This window comes from Sporolactobacillus terrae (assembly GCF_019930545.1).
In the GTDB taxonomy this organism is placed as follows: Bacteria; Bacillota; Bacilli; order Bacillales; family Sporolactobacillaceae; genus Sporolactobacillus; species Sporolactobacillus terrae.
Genome location: NZ_CP082837.1, coordinates 1,176,076 through 1,196,824, shown reverse-complemented (window position 1 = coordinate 1,196,824; position 20,749 = coordinate 1,176,076). Strand labels below are relative to the sequence as shown.

Annotated in this window: 17 protein-coding genes; 15 read left to right on the top strand and 2 right to left on the bottom strand. The window is 42.6% G+C overall.

Going from position 1 to position 20,749, the window contains the following annotated elements:
* Positions 1–139: 139 nt before the first annotated feature.
* The 3 genes from K7399_RS05455 to K7399_RS05445 all read left to right on the top strand — a co-directional run bounded on the left by K7399_RS05455 (position 140) and on the right by K7399_RS05445 (position 5,637).
* Positions 140–2,551, top strand: a complete 2,412-nt coding sequence (locus K7399_RS05455) for a glycogen/starch/alpha-glucan phosphorylase (protein ID WP_028975621.1) — start codon at positions 140–142, stop codon at positions 2,549–2,551.
* A gap of 33 nt (positions 2,552–2,584) precedes the next feature.
* Positions 2,585–4,441, top strand: coding sequence for a glycoside hydrolase family 13 protein (locus tag K7399_RS05450; RefSeq protein WP_128166729.1), 1,857 nt, complete (start codon positions 2,585–2,587; stop codon positions 4,439–4,441).
* A gap of 275 nt (positions 4,442–4,716) precedes the next feature.
* Positions 4,717–5,637, top strand: coding sequence for a branched-chain amino acid transaminase (locus K7399_RS05445; protein WP_028975620.1), 921 nt, complete (start codon positions 4,717–4,719; stop codon positions 5,635–5,637).
* Between the two features lie 272 nt (positions 5,638–5,909).
* On the opposite strand, the gene K7399_RS05440 is transcribed toward K7399_RS05445, so the two are convergent.
* On the bottom strand, positions 5,910–6,320 hold the full coding sequence (locus K7399_RS05440; protein WP_028975619.1) for a DUF2871 domain-containing protein: 411 nt from the start codon (positions 6,318–6,320) through the stop codon (positions 5,910–5,912).
* Between the two features lie 152 nt (positions 6,321–6,472).
* Here K7399_RS05440 and K7399_RS05435 point away from each other — a divergent pair, with 152 nt between their 5' ends.
* From K7399_RS05435 to plsX, 6 genes are all read left to right on the top strand, one after another.
* The gene (locus tag K7399_RS05435; RefSeq protein ID WP_028975618.1) at positions 6,473–7,372 is read left to right on the top strand and encodes an ABC transporter ATP-binding protein; all 900 of its coding nucleotides are present in this window, start codon (positions 6,473–6,475) and stop codon (positions 7,370–7,372) included.
* Positions 7,365–8,609 (top strand): ABC transporter permease, encoded by a 1,245-nt coding sequence (locus K7399_RS05430; protein WP_028975617.1) that lies wholly within the window; start codon positions 7,365–7,367, stop codon positions 8,607–8,609. Before K7399_RS05435 ends, K7399_RS05430 begins: the two co-directional genes overlap by 8 nt.
* A 295-nt stretch (positions 8,610–8,904) precedes the next feature.
* Entirely contained in the window at positions 8,905–9,234 is a 330-nt protein-coding gene (locus K7399_RS05425; protein WP_028975616.1) for a PadR family transcriptional regulator, read from the top strand.
* Positions 9,234–9,656 (top strand): permease prefix domain 1-containing protein, encoded by a 423-nt coding sequence (locus K7399_RS05420; protein WP_028975615.1) that lies wholly within the window; start codon positions 9,234–9,236, stop codon positions 9,654–9,656. The genes K7399_RS05425 and K7399_RS05420 overlap by 1 nt, the downstream gene beginning before the upstream one ends.
* On the top strand, positions 9,653–10,435 hold the full coding sequence (locus tag K7399_RS05415; protein ID WP_223362494.1) for a hypothetical protein: 783 nt from the start codon (positions 9,653–9,655) through the stop codon (positions 10,433–10,435). The genes K7399_RS05420 and K7399_RS05415 overlap by 4 nt, the downstream gene beginning before the upstream one ends.
* 135 nt (positions 10,436–10,570) lie before the next feature.
* Positions 10,571–11,584, top strand: a complete 1,014-nt coding sequence (gene plsX, locus K7399_RS05410) for a phosphate acyltransferase PlsX (protein ID WP_028975614.1) — start codon at positions 10,571–10,573, stop codon at positions 11,582–11,584.
* A gap of 205 nt (positions 11,585–11,789) precedes the next feature.
* On the opposite strand, the gene metA is transcribed toward plsX, so the two are convergent.
* Positions 11,790–12,698, bottom strand: coding sequence for a homoserine O-acetyltransferase MetA (gene metA, locus K7399_RS05405; RefSeq protein ID WP_028975613.1), 909 nt, complete (start codon positions 12,696–12,698; stop codon positions 11,790–11,792).
* 195 nt (positions 12,699–12,893) lie between these two features.
* Between metA and K7399_RS05400 the strand changes: the two genes are divergently transcribed.
* From K7399_RS05400 to K7399_RS05375, 6 genes are all read left to right on the top strand, one after another.
* A complete protein-coding gene (locus tag K7399_RS05400) occupies positions 12,894–15,071 on the top strand; it encodes a methyl-accepting chemotaxis protein (protein WP_028975612.1) in 2,178 nt (725 codons plus the stop codon).
* Positions 15,072–15,481: 410 nt separating this feature from the next.
* Positions 15,482–16,663 carry a branched-chain amino acid ABC transporter substrate-binding protein gene (locus tag K7399_RS05395; RefSeq protein WP_028975611.1) on the top strand — a complete coding sequence of 394 codons (1,182 nt, stop codon included), beginning with the start codon at positions 15,482–15,484 and terminating at the stop codon, positions 16,661–16,663.
* A 195-nt stretch (positions 16,664–16,858) separates the two neighbouring features.
* Positions 16,859–17,851, top strand: coding sequence for a branched-chain amino acid ABC transporter permease (locus K7399_RS05390; RefSeq protein WP_028975610.1), 993 nt, complete (start codon positions 16,859–16,861; stop codon positions 17,849–17,851).
* 9 nt (positions 17,852–17,860) lie between these two features.
* A complete protein-coding gene (locus K7399_RS05385; RefSeq protein ID WP_037562574.1) occupies positions 17,861–19,147 on the top strand; it encodes an ABC transporter permease subunit in 1,287 nt (428 codons plus the stop codon).
* Entirely contained in the window at positions 19,144–19,920 is a 777-nt protein-coding gene (locus K7399_RS05380; protein ID WP_028975608.1) for an ABC transporter ATP-binding protein, read from the top strand. Before K7399_RS05385 ends, K7399_RS05380 begins: the two co-directional genes overlap by 4 nt.
* Positions 19,913–20,635 (top strand): ABC transporter ATP-binding protein, encoded by a 723-nt coding sequence (locus K7399_RS05375; RefSeq protein WP_028975607.1) that lies wholly within the window; start codon positions 19,913–19,915, stop codon positions 20,633–20,635. Before K7399_RS05380 ends, K7399_RS05375 begins: the two co-directional genes overlap by 8 nt.
* Positions 20,636–20,749: the final 114 nt, after the last annotated feature.

Below are 20,749 nucleotides of genomic sequence, written 5' to 3'. Positions count from 1 at the left end.
ATTTCTCATACAGCCGTCCGCAGCGTCGGCATTGCAACGAAGTCTCAGCAGGTGCTTAAAGCAGCTGGTTTAACCTAGTTTTCTTTATCGACTTATCTGTCGCTTGAGAACGATTACGATGAATTAAGGATGGTCAATTATGGATCTGTCGAAGCATAAATTTAAAGCGGATTTCAAAAAAATGCTCACTGAAGTCTATTCAATGGGTCTGAAAGAATCAGAAGCAACGGAGCAGTTTTTTACGTTAGGGAACTTAATTCGTTCTTACATTGCCAAAAACTGGAGCAAGACAAATCAAGCGTATATCGAGAAGAAAAAGAAACAAGTTTACTATTTTTCTATGGAATTTCTGCTCGGACGCATGCTGAAGAGCAACCTGCTGAATTTAGGAATTTTGGAAACGGTACGTGACGGATTGGGTGATTTAGGCATTGATCTTGAAGCGCTGGTTCAAATTGAACCGGATCCAGGATTAGGCAATGGGGGATTAGGTCGCTTAGCTGCTTGTTTTATCGATTCAATGGCGACAAGTGAAATACCTGCTCACGGCAACGGGATACGTTATAAATATGGCTTATTTAAGCAAAAGTTTGTCAACGGTTACCAGGTCGAACTTCCAGAAAACTGGCTGCAGAATGGAAATGTATGGGAAACGAGAAAGATGCATGCTGCAGTGACGGTACGCTTTTATGGTCATGTATGGCTGGAACATTCAGGTGAAGGGCATCTTGTTCCGCATTATGAAGATGCTCAAGAAGTGCTGGCTGTTCCGTATGACAGTGCGGTTATCGGATTTGATAATGAGATTGTCAATACGTTGAGATTATGGTCTGCGGAAGTGCCTCCTCAAGATGAGAGCACGGACTATTGGTCTTTTATTCATCAACGCAATGAAATAGAAAGTATATCAGAAGTGCTTTATCCAGATGATTCGAATTATGAAGGACGACTGCTGCGTTTAAAACAAGAATATTTTTTTGTATCCGCAGGTGTGCAGAGCATCATCCGCCATTATAAAAAGATGCATCTTGGTATCGAGCATTTGGCGGAAAAAGTTGCTATTCATATTAATGATACGCATCCGGCTCTGTGTATTCCAGAACTCATGCGCATTCTGCTTGATGAAGAGCACATGGATTGGGAACATGCATGGCATTTAACCATCAATACCATGAGCTATACGAACCATACGATTATGGCCGAAGCCATGGAAAAATGGCCGATTGAAATGATTCAAACACTTCTGCCGAGAATCGTACAGATTATTCACGAAATTGATCGCCGTTACGTCATGGAAATGGGGCGGCTGTTCGATTCAAAGCTGATTCAGAGCACGCGAATCGTAGAAGGTGGGCATGTAAGAATGGCTCATATGGCTATTATTGGCAGTCACAGTATCAATGGCGTCGCTCAGTTGCATACAAATATTTTAAAAGAAAAGGTGCTTCATCCATTCTGTCTGATTTATCCGTCGAAGTTTAATAATAAGACCAATGGCATCACCCAACGGCGTTGGCTGATGCTTGCTAATGAACCGCTTCGTCATTTGATTGATCGAAAAATCGGCAATGAATGGGCGACCATGCCAACTGAATTAAAAATGCTGAAGGCGTTTCGTGAAGATAAAAGGACATTGCAAGAACTAGCGGAAGTGAAGCATCAAAATAAAGTTCGATTTGCTCGGTTTGTTGACCAGAGCATGGGATTGGAAATCAACCCTGAAGCAATCTTCGATGTACAAATAAAAAGGCTTCACGCCTATAAACGGCAATTATTGAATTTGCTCCACATACTCAGTCTGTATTTTAAGCTGAAAGATCACCCGGAAGCAGATCTCTATCCACATGTCTTCATTTTTGGTGCCAAAGCAGCACCCAGCTATACTTATGCAAAACAGATCATTAAGCTGATTAATTCAGTGGCTGATCTGATTAACCATGATCCTGACATTCATGACAAATTGAAGCTTGTATTCGTTGAAAATTACGGGGTGTCGTTGGCAGAGAAGATCATTCCAGCGGCTGATGTTAGCGAACAGATTTCTCTTGCATCAAAAGAGGCATCCGGGACGAGCAACATGAAACTGATGCTGAACGGGGCCATTACTCTGGCAACTTTGGACGGTGCTAATGTTGAAATTAAGGAACATGTTGGTGAAGATAATATTGTACTCTTTGGATTGAGAGCGGATGAAGTCTATCACTACTATAATGAAGGAACCTACCACGCGCACGACTATTATGAAAAGAATCAAGTGCTTCACCGCGTCTTGAATGCGTTGATTGACGGCACAATCCCCGGAGCAGAAGCAGAAGGAAATGCGATTTTCGATTCTCTCGTTAGCTATGGTGATGAGTACTTTGTTCTTCGCGACTTTGACGATTACGCTGCTGCTCAAGGACGAATCGATCGGCTCTATCGTGATCCGCTTATCTGGCAGAAAATGGCACTCATCAATATTGCGAGTGCGGGTATTTTTTCGTCGGATTATACGGTTCAGCAATATGCGAGTCAGATTTGGGATGTCTCATCAAAGGTTCATCGAATTTAATGTTCATCGAAGTTAAGAAAGAAGGAATGCTATATGGGGGTTCCGCTGGTCTATTTCAACTCGTGGTCCGAACAGTATCGCCGTCCGTTTGGCGCAGTAAGAATCGGGTCTGTGATCTATTTTTCAATCCAGATTGAACAGGATGCAGCTGCTGAAGTCAACTTAATGATTCAGAAAGATGGGAACCCTTTTCACGAAGTGCTGATGAATCAGGCAGCGGATGAAAGTCGACGCTTCACCTGTAAATTCAAAACAGAGGGTACACCAGGCCTTTATTTCTACCATTTTCGAATCACTTTTCAGGAAGAAGGAAACGTTCAAACCATTTATTATTGCAAAGCTGCCGACTTGTATGGTGGTGAGGGTCGTATCGTTTCAGATCTGAGTCAAGTCGAACAGTATCAGATGACCTGTTTTCAATACGCTGATCCTGCACCGGAATGGTATCTTCACGGCGTTATCTATCATATTTTTGTTGACCGTTTTTTTAACGGTAATCGCCATAAACAGATGCTCCACCCGAAGAAAAACTCATTTATCTATGCAACCGAGGAGGATCGGCCTTACTATATTCGTGATAAAAATGATCAAATCGCCCGATGGGACTTCTTTGGTGGAAACTTGAGCGGGATTATCGCCAAACTGGTTAATTTAAAGCGTCTTGGTGTAACCATCCTTTATCTCAGTCCCATTTTTGAAGCGCGAAGTAATCATAAATATGATACCGGGGATTTTCAAAAGATCGATCCGATGTTCGGCGACGAAAAGATCTTTAAAAAACTTGTGTCTAAGGCAGGGCAACTTGGGATTCGAGTCATTTTGGACGGCGTATTCAATCATGTAGGGGTTGACAGTGTTTACTTTAACCGCTATGGAAATTACGGATCGGGAGGTGCCTATCAAGATGCTTCATCACCTTATCATGACTGGTTTACTTTTCACGGCGACCGGGATCATTACGACTGCTGGTGGAGTATAACGGATCTTCCTACAGTGAATAAGGCGAAGATCAGTTACCAAAAATTCATTTACGATTCTGAAGAAAGCGTTGTTGATACGTGGACAGAAACGGGAATTGGCGGATGGCGACTTGATGTTGCCGATGAACTGAGCGATGGATTTATCGCCGGCATTCGAAATGCGTTGCAGCGGCATGAAAAAAAAGGGGAGCATAAAGTACTGATTGGTGAGGTGTGGGAGGATGCGACTAATAAAATCGCTTATGGAAAAAGACGCCATTATCTTGAAGGCGGAATGCTTCATGGCGTAATGAACTATCCATTCCGAGATCTGATTGTTAACCTGATTAATGGTAAAATTAATGCGCGACAGGCTGTACGAAGTTTTATGACGCTCAAATCAAATTACCCCCCTGAGGCTTTGCTCGCCAATATGAATAATCTGGGCACGCATGATACGGAACGCATTCTGACCGTGTTTCAAGAGAGTCAACGAAAACTGGGGCTAGCTGTTTGGCTTTTAATGGCTTTGCCTGGGGTTCCGTGTATCTATTATGGTGATGAAGCAGGGGTGGTTGGCGGAAAGGATCCGGATAACCGTAGTTTCTATCCATGGGGCAAAGAAAATCAGCAGCTTAAAGCAGTGTTTCAGGAAGCAATTCATGCGAGGCGAACCGATCCACACTTGCAGCATGGCGCATTCTATCCTTTCTCTCTCGGTCCTCTATTTGGCTGTCTTCGTTACGTATCGATGAATCAATTTACTGTTCTCCTCGTAAACCCAACTCGCGATTCAGTTAATATAAGTCTAGGGCAGTTGAAGGATGAGACCAATGGTTCTCTGCTCCGCTCCTGTCTGCAGTCGCTAGACCTGAACGGGGATCGATCGGAACCGATGGAGTATCATTATTATCACTTTGACCGGTCATGAATAGTACTTCGAGGGTGTCTCAAACGTTCGTTTTACTTTGAGAGGCCCTCTTGGTCGTGAAAACAACAAATAAAAAATAATTAAGCACGTGTTGGAATCTTGCGAGATTTCGAGAAAAAAATTCACTTTTAGAAAATATTTTGGAAGATTTATGTTATTATAGGTGTACACAAAAAAAGGCAGGACAGTTGAACACTTTAGTTACTAAGGACGACGTGCCGAACTAAAGTAGTCTGAACGTTCTGTTACTATCAGAAACCAAGGAGGAATTCGCGTTGACAGAGGCTTATGTTTATTATCAAGGCAAAATCGTAAAAGAGGATGATGTTAAGGTCAGCGTCCGCAGCAAGGCATTCAATTATGGCCTAGGTGTTTTTGAAGGTATCCGCGCTTATTGGGATGATGAAAAACAGCAGCTATACGCATTTAAACTTAAGGAACACTACAACAGATTGAAAGAATCAGCAAAAACCGTGAATATGGATTTTGATTTTTCAGTTGACGATCTGATCCAAGGTACAATCGACCTATTAAAAGCGAATAATTGCAGGACGACGACCTATCTTCGTCCAATCGTATATAATGATGCTCTAGACATCGGTCCTACCCTTGACGGAAAAGATGTAAAAGTTGTGATTTATACACAGCCGCTTAACAAGTATGCTGGAAAACCAGAACTGAGCGTCGGTGTAACATCATGGAGAAGGCTTTCGAATAACCAGCTTCCGCCTCGTACGAAAGCGACCGCAGCTTACTTGAATTCCGCACTGGCTGCGCTTGAAACAAAACGCGCCGGCTTTGACGAAGCGATTTTCTTAACTGACGGCGACCATGTTTGTGAAGGCTCCGGTGAAAACATCTTTATCTTCCGCAAGGGCAAGCTGGTTACCCCTCCTCCGGCAGATAATATTCTTGAAGGAATCACACGTGATCTTGTTATGAAACTGGCAGAAGAAGAGTTAGGTCTTGAAGTTGAAGAACGCAGCATTTCACGTTCCGAACTCTATGTTGCTGATGAAGTCTTCTTCAGCGGTACTGCTATGGAAGTTACACCGATTGTTGCCGTTGACCATCGTCAGATCGGAACCGGTCATGAAGGCGAAGTTTGTAAACAAATTAAAGAACTGTTCTTTAATTTAACGATCGGAAAAAATTCGAAATATGCTGAATCTTGCACGCCGGTCTACGATAAATAAGATCATCTTGAATCAACTATTTAGGCATAAAAAAAGAGAGGAGAACCTCTCTTTTTTTTAACTTTTTTAGCGCTCATCACATTTACGTACAAAAGTATAAGATTTTTGGTCATGCAAAAGACCGTGCATCAACGCGCAGATTCCTGTCTGTTTGAGGAGGCTTGTGGTGCGCCCGCGGCAAGCGAGTAACCGAAGCGACGATTCAGCACCGAAAAGACACGAATCCATCACACATGGCTGGAGATAAAGGACCAAGCACAGCTTGGTTTTTCTCATGCCTTCTTATTAAATAACACCTCTTTAAGAATCATGAAGAAAAGTATGAGCCCTATGGATAAAATAATATGTCCCATTCCTGCGAGTCCGGCGATTGCAGGACCTGAAGCGATACCGAGCACGTCAAGTGTTCCATGAATCGCCATCAAAGTGATTGTCCAAACGACACCGATATTGTAGATCCAAAAAAAGAGTGAAAACCGTTTGTTCGTACTCAACTGAAACAGTTTTTCAAGGCTGATCAGAATAAGGAAAAAGAACATACCTAAAATCAGCAAATGTGTGTGCAAAACAGACAGCATGGTTTCACCGCTAAAGTTCAGTGCCTTCGTTAATTCCCGATAATAGATTCCGGAAAGAAGGCCGGCAATCATATACCCGAGTGCTGCCGCATACAATTTTTTCATCGCGAATCCTCCAAATGATTCTAGCATTCCTGATTATTATAACGCGATCCGGCCATTCGGTTGCAATAAAATAAGTGAAATTGGTAAACTATGAAAGAATATATCTAACAGGAAAAATGAAAAGGTAAAAATATGGAGAAGCGAGGGAAAAAATGACACTGTCTGCAGAACATTTAACAAAGCGCTTTCAAAATTTCTTAGCAGTTGATAATCTTAATTTCAAAGTTGAAGAAGGAGAAATTTTCGGATTGATTGGTCAGAATGGTGCAGGGAAGACGACTACATTTCGCATGATTTTAAACTTGCTCGCACCAACCTCTGGGAAGATTAACTGGGGAGAACATCCGATTCGTGGATTGGAACGCGATCAAATTGGTTATTTGCCTGAGGAACGTGGACTCTATCCAAAAATGCCTGTCGAAGATCAATTACTATTCTTCGGTCAATTGCGCGGTTGGCCCAAAACGGTGCTCAGAAAAGAGATTAATGAATGGCTTGAACGATTTGAGTTAAACGAGAAACGCAAAGTGCTCACGGAGACTTTATCAAAAGGCAATCAGCAGAAGGTGCAATTGATTGCCAGCCTGATTCATAAACCGCGATTACTGATCCTCGATGAACCGTTTAGCGGGCTCGATCCTGTAAATGCCGGATTACTGAAGGATGCGATCGTTTCTCTCAAAAAAGAGGGAACCGTGATTATTTTTTCCAGTCACCGCATGGATCATGTCGAAGAGCTGTGCGATCATATTTGTCTGCTCAAGAGGGGGAGGTCGCTATTCTCCGGAGCAATCCTCGATCTGAAAAAACAATACGGGAAAATAAACTTGACCATTCGCGGGCCATATGTCGAGACTGAACTTGCGGTGCTTCCAGGGGTCGAATCGGTCACGAAAGAAAAAGACATGTATCGTTTGCGCTTACACCATGAACATGATGCACGGCCGATCTTTCAAACCCTTGCAAAGAACGGCTTTATCGAGCGATTCAGCTTAGACTATCTGTCGCTTGAGGAGATCTTTACACGAAAGGTGGCAGGTAAAGGTGAATAAGTTCATTCTGCTCTTCTCTCAATCCTACACGAATAAGCTAAAAGCCAAATCTTTTCTAATTACTACGCTGATTATGCTTGCCGGTATTGCCTGCTTTTTTATGTGGCCAACGATCAGCAGCTGGTTTTCTTCGGATGACAAGCCGATGACCATAGCAGTCTCTGATCAGACGAATGCGCAAGCAGAAACCTATTTTCACAGCAGCAAACAGATGAAATTTACACCGACAACACGTTCTGTGCATCAGGAAGAACAGCGCATAGTCAAGGGAAAAACGGATGCGCTGCTTGTGCTCTCACTGGATCAGAAAGGTGCTTTACAGGCAGAACTCAAGACGAAAAATCCGCTTCAATTAACCGATCAGCAAATGCTGGAAGAACAGACCCGCGCAGCAAATCAACTATTCACGATCCAGCAATTAAATTTAAGTGCTGAACAGGCACAAAAAATCATGAATCAAAAGATTGAACTCCATCAAAAAGTACTGACCAAGCATGCTGAAAAAGGAAAAACAAGCGGACAAAAGTCAACGGCAACCTTTGTCTCCTATGCGGTTGCGTTTGTCATCTATCTGTTCGTATTATCCTACCTGTCGATTATTTCCTCTGAGATTGCGGCAGAGAAGGACTCGCGAATTATGGAGATTATCATCTCAAGCACTTCACCAGTTATTCACTTATTATCCCGCGTTTTTGGCACACTGGCATTGGCGATGACTCAGTTTATTGTATTGATCGGTGGTGCATTGCTTATGGCACGCGGGTTCCAGGCAGGTAAGTACTGGGACATGGTTAGTACTCTATTTAGCGAACTGACACTGGGCTACACGGTTTTTGCAATACTGTTTTTCTTTCTGGCCTGTCTGCTCTATACACTGGTTGGCGCAGTGCTGGGATCGCTCGTCAATAAAGTTCAGGATGTTGGTCAAGCGGTGATGCCGGTGACGATGCTGCTCATGGTGGGATTCTTTATCGCAATCAGCGGAATGAGCAATCCGGATACGCTTCTCATCAAAATCTTCTCCTACGTCCCATTTACAGCATCGATGATCATGCCGATGCGTATTGGGGCAACCGATATGGCGCTTTGGCAGGCCTTTGTCTCGCTTGTACTCCTCGTGCTTACGATCATTGGTTTGTTCATGTTCAGCTTGCGTTTCTATCGTGGTTCAGTGCTCACCTATAGTAACGGCTCCATTATTAAGAAAATCAAACAAGCGATACTGCTTTCAAAATAAGATCACATGCATGGATCGGGAAATCACCCGGTCCTTTTTAATGGGCAAAAATTTATAATTGATGAAATAAAAGATTGCGAGACCAACGCGTGGGTGCTCAAGTTCCTGTACAATCGTACTTTGTTGACGAGACATGCTGGAGTAAGCCGAGGAAACGCTCTCGGTAGCCGGAGCATATTCATTACTTGTAAATGAGATCTGCATTCGATTATTTATCTATTACTTTGACTGATAGAGTAATCTATGCTATTATTGCTACATCAGATAGAGTAATAACCGATTAGCGGGAGGCGGTATTATTCGCAGCGATATATTACGAGGGCATCTCGACTCAATCATTCTGCGACTACTTAAAGATGGCGATTCGTACGGCTACGAGCTTTCAAAAAAAGTTAGCCGTAAAACAGAAGGACGCTTTGAAATTAAAGAAGCGACACTTTATGCCGTGTTTCAGAGACTTGAAAAAAAGCAGTTGATTGACTCTTATTATGGTGAGCGTTCCCATGGTGGAAAGCGAAAATATTACCGAATTACCACACTCGGGAAAGCCTATTTTCGAGAAATGATCGATGAATGGCGCGAGGTAAAGGAAATTGTGGACTTATTCATGGAGGAGACTGATTGATGAAACGGCTGAACATGTATCTTGACAAATTATTTGAGGATCTGCCAAGCAGCGAACAAACGGTAAAAGTTAAGGAAGAGATTACGCGTGATCTAGAAGAAAAGGTAGCAGACTTAATTGAAGAAGGAAAAACAGAAGAAGACGCAGTCAATAAAGTGATTGTTGAGTTTGGAGATATTGAGGAAATTAAACGCGAGATGGATCTTCCGCAGAATACATTTAATCGAAAGCGTGAATTAGCGCGCATCAATTTCAGTTTCTCTATATGGGGCAGTGCATTGATTATCGCATTGGTTGTGTTTATTAATTTTTACTACACACCGCATATTATTTGGTTTATCTATCCTGCCTTTGCCATTTCTTGGTGGCCGCTCTCCATGTTTTATCATTTACGCCGCAAAAGGCTGGAGAAGGAACTATGAATAAAGAGCTTCAGAATTTTTTAGCAGCAGGCTGTATGATGACCGGGATCTTTCTGCTCGGTGTCAATTTGTCGATCCATTCCGGGTACCTGTTCACGATTGCACCGCTGGCAGTCTTAACTTGCGCATCAAGTTGGTTCTTCATGCAAAATAAAAGACGCGCATCGGTGATAACGTCAGTAATCCTTATGGGCACATGCATAACCATCAATATGCTTGAAAGTCCTGATTACTGGTGGTTTGTTTATGTGCTGCCGATTGCTGTCTGCTTTCCAATCGTCGTTTGGATCGGTTCATCGGCAAAATCCAGAACTGCTGCAGTACTGATCAGTATTTTGTTTTCAGCGAGCTATTTGCTGCTTAATCTCTTTTTTGAAACACGCTTTTTTTGGAGCCTTTTTCCACTATTTGCAATGGGTTGGTGGCCGCTTAGTTGCAGTTTTGCGCATTTACCCAAACGGTTTGCATTTGCGGGATCATTTTGGATCATACTCTTTTTTATGGTACTGAACGGAATCACAACACCCAATTATTTATGGATGATTCATCCCACTTTTGCCGTTCTTTGGTGGCCGCTCAGTCTTTACTTTGCGAAAAAGCCCTTTCGATTTGCAATGATTTGTGCTGTGATGACCATTGTCTATTTAGCGAGCGTGAATTATTTGACAACACCGAACCGAATATGGGCGGTATTTCCAGCTTTTGCGGTTCTTTGGTGGCCACTTTCTGTTTACTACTTCATTACTGTTCCAAAAAAACGGAATCATTTTCGAACATAAAAACTTTTTTGAAACATAGTTTGGACAGATCACGTATTTAATGTTAGAGTGAGTCGAGAATCAATTTATGAACACCGGTTTGATGAACTTAAGCAATTCAGCGTGAAAAGCTGTTCTTATAAAGGAGCGAATGTAATGAGGTTAGCAATTGATGCGATGGGCGGCGACCATGCACCTGATGCAATGGTTGAAGGGGCAATCAAAGCCTTGAAGGAATTTCCTGAGCTTGAGATTACGCTCGTTGGCGACAAGGAAAAACTGAAGGATCTGGTAGGCGAACAGGATCGCATTGACATTCTGCATACCACTGAAAAGATTGAAGGAACCGATGCACCGGTAAAAGCGGTTCGCCAAAAAAAGCAGGCTTCAATGGTTCTGGCAGTAAAAGAGGTTCGCGAAAAGCGTTGTGAAGCGGCCATTTCTGCAGGCAATACCGGAGCGCTGATGGCATCAGGACTTTTTGGTGTTGGGCGTATTAAAGGCATTGACCGTCCCGCGCTCGCACCAACCTTACCGACAATTCATCAAAATAAGGGATTCCTGTTCCTTGATGTTGGTGCAAATGCGGAGACGAAGCCGGAAAACATGCTGCAATACGCAATCATGGGCAACATCTATGCAGAAAAAGTCATGCATCGCCCGAATCCTCGAATTGGACTTTTGAACATTGGCGAAGAAGCAGGTAAAGGAAACGATCTCGTTAAAGAGGCTTATAAACTTTTGAGCAATGCTCCGATTAATTTTGTCGGGAATATTGAATCCCGCGAGTTGCTTGAAGGACCGGCAGACGTTATTGTTGCAGATGGTTTTTCAGGCAATATGGTATTGAAAAGTATTGAGGGAACTGCGATTTCACTGATGACGCTGCTAAAGGAAACCCTAGGTGGTTCGTTGTACACAAAAGTACTGACCGGTCTGATGTATGGCAAGTTAAAAGCAGTGAAACAACATATGGACACGTCTGCATACGGCGGTGCACTTCTTTTTGGCCTTGCCGCACCAATCATTAAGGTTCACGGCTCGGCAAAAAGTGAAGCTGTATATACAGCAATTAAACAGGCACAGCTTTTGATCGATGAAGATGTGGTCGGAATTATTGAACATACATTCCATGACAAACATTACGATTGGCTGAACAGCAAAGCATAAACTGAAATGTAAAAAGGCTTGGGCATCTGCCCGAGCCTTTTTTTAAGAAAAGGAAGTATACGTTTTTTTACAGCAAAGCAAACGGTTGCGAACCAAACGCGCAGGAATCGTTTGGTTGAGGAGGCTCGCGGTGCGCCCGCGGCAAGCGAGTAATCGAAGCGATAATTCAGGTGCTTTTTTACCCGGGTTGTCTTAAATCAATGGATTAATCCCATTGGTAAGGAGTTTCTTGGTAAACATAGTAATTCAGCCAATTGGAAAACAAGAGATGCGCGTGCGAGCGCCAAGTGTTGAACGGTGTCCTTTGCGGGTCATCATTCGGGAAATAGTGTGTGGGAAGATGCGGATTCAACCCTTTCTTTAAGTCGCGTTCATATTCGGTCGCAAGCGTCCCTGTATCATATTCCAGATGACCGGTAATCATAATTTGTTTTCCTTGGTTTGCCATTAAAATAAAAGGTCCGGCTTCGTCGGAACCCGAGAGAATATGTAGGTCAGGATGAGCTTCAAGTGCCTTTACGTCGCTAGTCGTATAACGGGAATGCGGTGCAAAGAAGACATCATCGAAACCGCGCAGCAATTTTTCCTTTGGCTCATATAAAGTGTGGCTGAATACTCCGGATAACTTTTCCGGATAGGGAATTTTATCGACACCAAAATGATAGTACAGCGCGGCTTGAGCACCCCAGCAAATATGCAGGGTTGAGGTGACATGATCTCGGGACCAGTGCATAATTTCTTTTAATTCATTCCAATAATCTACACTGGAAAATGGGAGTTGCTCGACGGGTGCTCCGGTGATAATCATGCCGTCAAATTTTTTCTGCTGCACCTCATCAAAAATTGAATAGAATTGATCAAGATGAAGGTGACTCGTATTCTTTGACTCATGGGTTGCCATTTTCAGAAAGGTTACATTAACCTGCAAAGGTGTGTTTCCTAAGTGACGAAGTAATTGCGTTTCTTCCATTTCTTTTTCAGGCATTAAATTTAGAATCAATATGTTTAATGGACGGATGTCCTGGGTCATAGCGCGATCTTCATCCATCACAAAGATGTTTTCGTTCTCGAGAATTTCTCTTGCCGGGAGCAGTTTTGGTAATTTTATAGGCATAACATCAGTTCTCCTCATGGTAAACTTTGTATTAATAATAGCATAAGTTTGATCCGTCGCGTGTATTTTCATAAAACCTAAAGATTTAGAAAAAAATGTCGAAACTATTAGTATAGAAAAAAAGAAAATATTTTTCGTCTTAACAAAGACGCGAAGAACAGAGTGTATTTAATTCCTTAAAGGGGGGGCTTGTCCATGCTTAGCTCAAGGATGATGCATTTATTAAATCGTTCGATTGAGAAACAATCTGAACGTATTTTTGATGGGATATCAAGAGGACGTAAAAAAGCACTTGACAATTGGTTCCATGATCGGTGGAATGAACTGGAAAATGCGAATCAGATTGCCTACAGCTATGATGAACGCGGTACAGAAATTAGTGAAGTGCTTAAAGAACAATTGAAGAATAGTGATGCATTTATTGAATTTATGTTGCTGGACGAAACGGGCAAAGTCATGGTGTCCACTTGTACCAAGCATTTAGGTTTACAAATGACTGATTTGCCAAATTATGCGCGCGGCCTTAATAAAGAGAAATCGATGTACGGCCCTTATATCGATCATCGAACGCTGGATCTTGATCTAAGCAGCACACATTTTGCAGATGAAATCACGTTGATGTTTTCGACACCAGCGGTAAATGGTAAAGGCATTCCGCGTGTATTCATGGGCCGCGTGCTCAACGATACTATGAGCAATGTCATTCAGAATGAGGATGCTCATGTCTATAAAGACTCTGGTGACAACTATCTTTTTATGGTTAAAACGAATCGTGATATACTGCCGGGAACAGCAATCTCGCGGAGCCGATTTGAAGATAACACCTATACACTCGGGGATAATCTAAAAGCAGGGGTACACACTGCAAAATGGGGCCTCGTACAAATAAAAAAACATACTGAATTTGAAATTCGTTTTACTGATCCCGAAACAGGGGAACTGCATCCCGGTATTCAAAAAACAATCGACCATGGGCACAATCTTGATACGTGGCCGGGTTACCCCGATTATCGGCATGTCATGGTTGGGGGAAAAGGTACATTGATTCATCCTCCGTATTGTGATGAAGTCTGGGGCATGATGTGTGAAGGCGACATTCAAGAAATTTATCAGTTCAAAAGTTTAAGATTACGGCTTCCCATTTACTTTTCACTCGGAACATTGATTGCAGCAGGGCTAAATGGAATCGGTTATTCCGTGTCCCTTGCGGCAGGAATCGGGTGCACCGTGGCAACATGGGTGCTCCTATCGCTAGCCTTCCTGTTTGCTGCCAACCACATCGTCATTACACCAATTCGAAAAACCGTCGCTATACTCCATGAAATTGCAGAAGGCGATGGTGATCTCACAAAGCGGCTCAATAAAAATACGCAAGACGAAATAGGCGAACTTTCCCGTTGGTTCAATAAATTTATTAACAGTCAAATGGAGATGATCCAACGCGTTGGTGCATCGGCTAGGGCATCACAAAGCGTCTCATTTACAGCATCAAAGATGGCCGGTCGTATGGCAAGCGGTATGGATCTTGTCGGAGATAACGTTGATGAGCTGGTCGCTGCGGCCAGCGAACAAAACATGGTTTTTCAAAATGCGCGCAATCATTTTAATGGACTTTTCGCTTCGATTCAGGAAATGAGCGCGCTCATAAACGAGGTAAGTATACATACTGATGATACGAAGAATCGAACGATTCAGGCAAATAAGGCATCTTCAGTAGCACTTAACATGGTGCGTGAGCTAGAACAGGAAATGGATGCAACCATGAACCGCATTGACCAATTACATACACAATCTAAGTCGATCACCAAAGCGGTTACGGTAATTAAGAACATTAACGAGCAGACGCAGCTTCTCGCACTTAATGCTGCAATTGAAGCAGCAAGAGCGGGCGAAGCGGGAAAAGGTTTTGCAGTAGTTGCTAAGGAAGTATCAAAACTTGCCGAACAAACAGAAATGGCGACAAAATCAGTGGCAACCCTTGTACAGAGTATTCAAGACGAGACTAATCAAACCTTGAAAGAGATCAAGCAAACCAATGATAAAGTCAATCAATCGTCGTCTCAAATCAAAACGACAATCGGTTCGTTTAACCATATATCCAGTAATGTTGGCGAGATTTCTGAGAAAACCGATCAATTGATGGATATAACAACGAAGGAGAGCAGCGATTTGAATGAGATTGTACAGTCGATTAATCGATCAGCCGATGAAATTAAGCGGAGAACGGCTGAAGACGCATCAAGCAGTGAAGCATCAATGAAAACACTGCATGAGGTCTCCTCGGAAATGGAGCGCTTAAACCAAATCACCAATAGTTTGGACTATGTATCCGATCAATTGCAAAAAATGGTTGCATCGTTTAAAACGGTTTGATTCATTAGGGAGGGTGTCTCAAAAGTCAATTGACTTTTGAGACACCCTTAAAAAATGTCTATTTTGGGATTAAGCGCGAAGATGCGAGCAATCGGAGCGCAGTATAAATCCAACACCCTTTTGGGACGTCCTCCTTCTATTTTTTACTTAATTATAATATCGCTTATTTGCAAGGATTACATAGGGAATAACTGCGGTTTTAAATATTAGAAAATTAACAGGATTCAAAAACTTTGTCGGAATATCTGACATAGATAGTGTTTGTGAAAGAAGATTAAATTATTATTACATTATAGAGCCGCATTAAATAGAGATAGTTTAGAAAGAGATAGCGGGGGTGAACGCTACATAAAAGACAGATAATTGGGATTTATTCAAGTGTTTTTGCTTTTATAAAAAGGAGGATGACAATGAAATTAAAGAGAGTCGTACCATTACTAGCAATTATTGCATTATTAGTCGGTGTCCTTGCGGCATGCTCGCCAAAATCAGGCGGATCAAACGGAAAAACAGTGATTGAGATTGGCAGTCAATCGCCACTCTCAGGCGGCAGTGCAACCCTTGGCGATGCCATCCGGCTCGGTGCAAAATTAGCAATTGAAGATCGCCAAAAAGAATTTGAGAAAAAAGGATTTCAAATTAAATTAAAAGATCTTGATGATCAAGGTGATCCGAAAAAAGGTGTGGCAAACGCTCAGATTCTTGCCTCTGATAAAGATGTACTTGCTGTTGTCGGCCACTTGAACTCGGGCGTTGCGATTCCGTCTTCTGAAGTTTATAACAAAAACAATTTAGCAATGGTATCGCCAGCTACTACAGCAACGGTTGTTACTGATCGTAAACTTCCTACGGTTAATCGTATCTGTGCTCGTGATGATTTCCAAGGTCCAGCAGGCGCAAACTTTGCAGTAAAAACACTCAAAGCGAAAAAGATATTTGTTATTCAAGATAAAACAGCATACGGTTCAGGTCTTGCTGAACAGTTTAGAGATCAAGCCAAGAAGCTGGGTGCTGAGATTGTCGGCTATGAAGGAATCACAGTTGGTGAGAAGGACTTTAACGGTGTTCTTAGTCAAGCTGTAGCGAAGAAACCTGATCTGATCTATTTCGGCGGTGTCTATGCTGAAGGCGGCCTGATCATTAAACAAGCGCGTCAGAAAGGCTTCGATGGCCCGATCATGGGCGGCGATGGTCTTGATTCTTCATCGACCGTTCAGATTGCCGGGGACTCAGTTAAAGGAGTATACCTAACATCGGTTGCCGGAGATGTATCAAAAACGGAAAAAGGCCAAGCATTTGCCAAAAAGTACAAGAAGGAATTTGGTAAGAACGTTGAATCTTATTCAGCTTATGGTTATGATGCAGCCGGTGTTATTCTGGAAGGGCTAATGAAAGCGATCGATGGTAATGACGATAAAAAACCAACTCGTGAACAAGTAACAAAAGCGATTCGTTCGGTTCAAAATTATGATGGTGTAACAACTAAAGTAAGTTTGGATGACAAAGGCGATAACAAATACGCCAAAGTTTACATCTATAACTTCGCTGAAGCTAAGTATCCGCCAGTTCAGAAAGCGGAAATCAGCCAATAATTGAACCCATGAATCAGTAAATGAAATTCAAGGATATTCATGAATAATTAATGTGGACTAAAAGGGTATTGAGCAGCACGCTTATGCCCTTTTAGGATTTTATTGGCAGTCTTCACATAACCTTGGACAGAAATTAGCTGTTCCAACAAATAAAATACATCCAAACCAACAACTCGTGAGGAAAGTGGTGAGAGCATGCTTGCACATATCATTCAGAATTTGCCCCAAGTACTCATTGATGGTCTGACACTTGGCGTAGTTTATGCGGTCGTGGCAATCGGCTATACGATGGTTTATGGCATTCTTGAGTTGATTAACTTCGCACATGGCGACGTATTCATGACGGGAGCTTTTATGGGAGCAATTGTTCTTTTCTTATTAATGGGAATGGGATTTCTTGCAGCGTTACCGGCCATACTCGTATTTATCATCGTTATCGTGATTGCCGCCATTGCTACCGGACTTTTGGGGGTCGGCATTGAGCGGGTAGCCTATCGGCCGCTGCGAAAGAAAAATGCTCCGAAACTGATCGCACTGATCACTTCTATCGGTATCTCTTTTGTGCTTGAAGATTTGGTTCGTTTTATTGCGGAATTAAAAACAGGTAACTACATTGTGACAGCGCCGCCGATGTTTAATCACAAGTTTACGCTGAATCTCCATAGTGCCTTACCTTTTTTTAACAACGCAACCTTCCAGTCATCATTTTTACTCGTGCTCATTGTGACGATCATTATGCTGATTGCGCTTGATCTTTTTGTGAACAAGACAAAATGGGGAATGGCGATGCGAGCGGTTGCCCAGGATCGTGATACAGCGTCGCTGATGACAATTAATGTGAATCGAGTGATCTCAGTGACCTTTTTTATCGGATCTGCACTTGGCGGGGCAACCGGTGTACTTTTTATGATCCAATATGGAACCATTGATCCGTATATTGGGTTTGTACTCGGCATCAAAGCGTTTACCGCTGCTGTTCTTGGGGGGATTGGAAACATTCGAGGAGCTATGTTCGGTGGCGTCATGCTCGGACTGCTGGAGATGTTTGCAGCTTCAAACCTGTCCATTATTACCCATGGGGCAATGGGAGCCGAATATAAAGATGTGTTTGCCTTTATCATTTTGATTCTTGTCTTAATTTTCAAACCAGAAGGCTTATTTGGTAAAGCCGTCGTAGAGAAAGTGTAGGTGACAAGTTTGAGTGCATTCTTTGAAAAAATAGCGCAAAGCAAAAAAAATCAAAGCATCCTGTTCCTCGCATATGTCATTGTGACTGGTGCTGGACTGTTCCTTTTGCCGGATTCAACGATTGCCTTCTTGCTGCTGCTTTTCTCGATTCTTATTTTGTATTATCTCAATTTGAATCTCAGAGCAAAATGGGTGACGGGAATTGTTATTCTTGCAGTAGTTGTACCATTTATTGCGAGCTTCAGTGATTCGTATCAAACGTATATGGAAGTCGGGACATTGGTCGGCATCTACTGTGCCATGGCTTTAGGACTGAACATCGTCGTTGGTTTTGCTGGATTACTCGATCTTGGCTTTATTGCTTTTTTCGCAGTTGGCGCTTATACGTACGCCATTTTTGCCAGCGATCAAGCATCAAAGTTTATGCCATTTGGTCATTATCCGCTTTCTGGCGGCGCATTTTGGATTTTCATCTTTATTGCAGCGATTGTCGCAGCCATTTTTGGGATCTTGTTAGGTGTACCGGTTTTGCGTGTGCGCGGCGATTATCTAGCGATTGTTACGTTAGGATTCGGCGAGATCATTAGAATCTTATTGAACAATATGGATCATCCGATTAATATTACAAACGGTTCGATGGGGATTGCATCGATCGCACCGCCGAACTTTTTCGGAATAAGTATTGGTTCATCGAATCAGTTCTACTATATTGCGTTTGCGATTTTTCTTCTCGTCATCTATGTGGTTCGAAAACTTGAGTATTCTAAATTAGGACGTGCTTGGAAAGCGGTTCGCGATAACGAAATCGCCGCACAATCAATGGGTATTCCATTAGTAAAAACAAAATTAGCCGCATTTGCTATTGGCGCCTCATTCTCTGGAATGATGGGGGTTGTCTTTGCAGCGAAACAGATGTTTGTTGATGCAACCAGTTTTACCTATCTCGAATCGACCATGGTACTTGTTATGGTCATTCTTGGCGGAATGGGGAGTGTTCCAGGGGTTATTCTCGGTGCTGCTGTCGTCATCATTCTGAGAACACAGGTGCTTACCAATATCTCGAATTGGTTGTCGGCCATGAGTTCGAATTACGGCATCTCCATTCCACCAGCTCTGTCACCTGAAAAAATGCAGCTGCTTATCTTTGGAATCCTTTTAATTGTCTTCGCGCTTTATCGAACACAAGGGCTGATTCCACATAAAAATCGCAAAGTCGATGTGGCCGCTTTGAAAAAAGAGTCGGAACAAGCAGCACTGAAGCGTGAAAAAACAGCCTCAGGAGGTGCTGACTCGTGAACATATTGGAAGTAAAACACCTGACAAAAGAATTTGGTGGTCTGACAGCCACATCAGATATTAATATGACGGTTGAAAAAAACGCCATAACTGCTGTGATTGGACCGAATGGTGCCGGAAAAACAACTTTTTTTAATATGATTACGGCAGTATACCAACCCACATCCGGCGATATCCTTCTCAATGGAAAATCACTTGTCGGATTAAAACCGCATCAAGTTTCTCAATTCGGCATTACGCGAACTTTTCAGAATATCCGTTTGTTCGAAAACATGACGGTTTTAGAGAATGTATTGGTTGGTATGCATCAAAATCTGAAGTCGCATTGGATCGGAACATTGCTCCAATTGCCGCATATTCGGAAGATCGAAGAAGATGCTAGGGTTACGGCGTATGATATCTTGAACTATGTGGGCTTAGAGAACTATGTAAACGAGAATGCAGGCAACTTAGCCTATGGGGCGCAGCGGCGCTTGGAAATAGGGCGTGCCATCGCAGCTAAACCTAAAGTTCTGCTGCTTGATGAACCGGCAGCGGGAATGAATCCAAAAGAAACCGAACGGTTGACCAATCTCATACATGATATGCGTACCAAACTTGATGTCACGATTATTCTAATTGAACATGACATGAATTTGGTCATGAAAATTTCCGATTCAATTTATGTGCTCGATCATGGTGAGTTAATCGCCTCTGGGAAACCCAATGAGATCAGAAATAACAAAAAAGTCATCGAAGCATATTTGGGCAAGGGGGCAGTTTCAAATGGCTGAGGTATCGAACCATTTCCTTGAAGTAAAGAAAATTGACAGCTTTTATAGTCAGATTCAAGCATTGGAGGGTGTTGACCTTTATATTGATAAAGGTGAAATTGTTACCTTGATTGGCAGTAATGGTGCCGGAAAATCAACAACATTGAAATCAATCAGTGGGCAGGTTCGCCCAAAAAACGGATCAATTATTTTTGACGGTCAAGAAATCAGCAAATTTCAGGCACATAAAACCGCACTGCTTGGAATTGCACAAGTCCCCGAAGGACGGAGAATATTCCCACGGCTCACCGTCCGTGAAAATCTTCAAATCGGTGCTTTTTCCGTAAAAGACAAGCATGTCATTGCGGAACGCATGGAGCGTGTTTTTAACTACTTTCCAAGACTAAAGGAACGTTTAAATCAAAAAGGAGGCACAATGAGCGGTGGCGAGCAGCAAATGCTTGCGATTGGCCGAGCACTGATGATGAAGCCAAAACTGCTTATGCTCGATGAACCTTCGATGGGTCTTGCGCCAATAATCGTTGAACAAATCTTTGATATTATCAAAGAAATGAACGAAGAGGGCATGACGATCTTGCTTGTCGAGCAAAATGCTTATCAAGCGTTGCAGATTGCCGATAGGGGTTATGTCATCCAGACTGGTCAAATTGTACTTGATGGCAACGGGGACGAGCTAATGAAAAATGAGCAGGTGAGAGCCGCCTATCTTGCTTGATTCTCACCATTAAAAACGTTCAAATGCTTCATTTACAGTAGCCGGATCAGCACTTTTGCTGATCCGGTTTACTATTTGTGCTGGCGGATAAGTGTCTCATATTTGATCGGCAAA

Bases quoted from the DNA above. Each gene is read 5' to 3' on its own strand.
- metA (WP_028975613.1), bottom strand. From the start codon at position 12,698: ATGCCTATAAAATTACCAAAACTGCTCCCGGCAAGAGAAATTCTCGAG.
- K7399_RS05450 (WP_128166729.1), top strand. From the start codon at position 2,585: ATGGGGGTTCCGCTGGTCTATTTCAACTCGTGGTCCGAACAGTATCGC.
- plsX (WP_028975614.1), top strand. From the start codon at position 10,571: ATGAGGTTAGCAATTGATGCGATGGGCGGCGACCATGCACCTGATGCA.
- K7399_RS05455 (WP_028975621.1), top strand. From the start codon at position 140: ATGGATCTGTCGAAGCATAAATTTAAAGCGGATTTCAAAAAAATGCTC.
- K7399_RS05435 (WP_028975618.1), top strand. From the start codon at position 6,473: ATGACACTGTCTGCAGAACATTTAACAAAGCGCTTTCAAAATTTCTTA.
- K7399_RS05415 (WP_223362494.1), top strand. From the start codon at position 9,653: ATGAATAAAGAGCTTCAGAATTTTTTAGCAGCAGGCTGTATGATGACC.
- K7399_RS05420 (WP_028975615.1), top strand. From the start codon at position 9,234: ATGAAACGGCTGAACATGTATCTTGACAAATTATTTGAGGATCTGCCA.
- K7399_RS05440 (WP_028975619.1), bottom strand. From the start codon at position 6,320: ATGAAAAAATTGTATGCGGCAGCACTCGGGTATATGATTGCCGGCCTT.
- K7399_RS05375 (WP_028975607.1), top strand. From the start codon at position 19,913: ATGGCTGAGGTATCGAACCATTTCCTTGAAGTAAAGAAAATTGACAGC.
- K7399_RS05390 (WP_028975610.1), top strand. From the start codon at position 16,859: ATGCTTGCACATATCATTCAGAATTTGCCCCAAGTACTCATTGATGGT.
- K7399_RS05400 (WP_028975612.1), top strand. From the start codon at position 12,894: ATGCTTAGCTCAAGGATGATGCATTTATTAAATCGTTCGATTGAGAAA.
- K7399_RS05395 (WP_028975611.1), top strand. From the start codon at position 15,482: ATGAAATTAAAGAGAGTCGTACCATTACTAGCAATTATTGCATTATTA.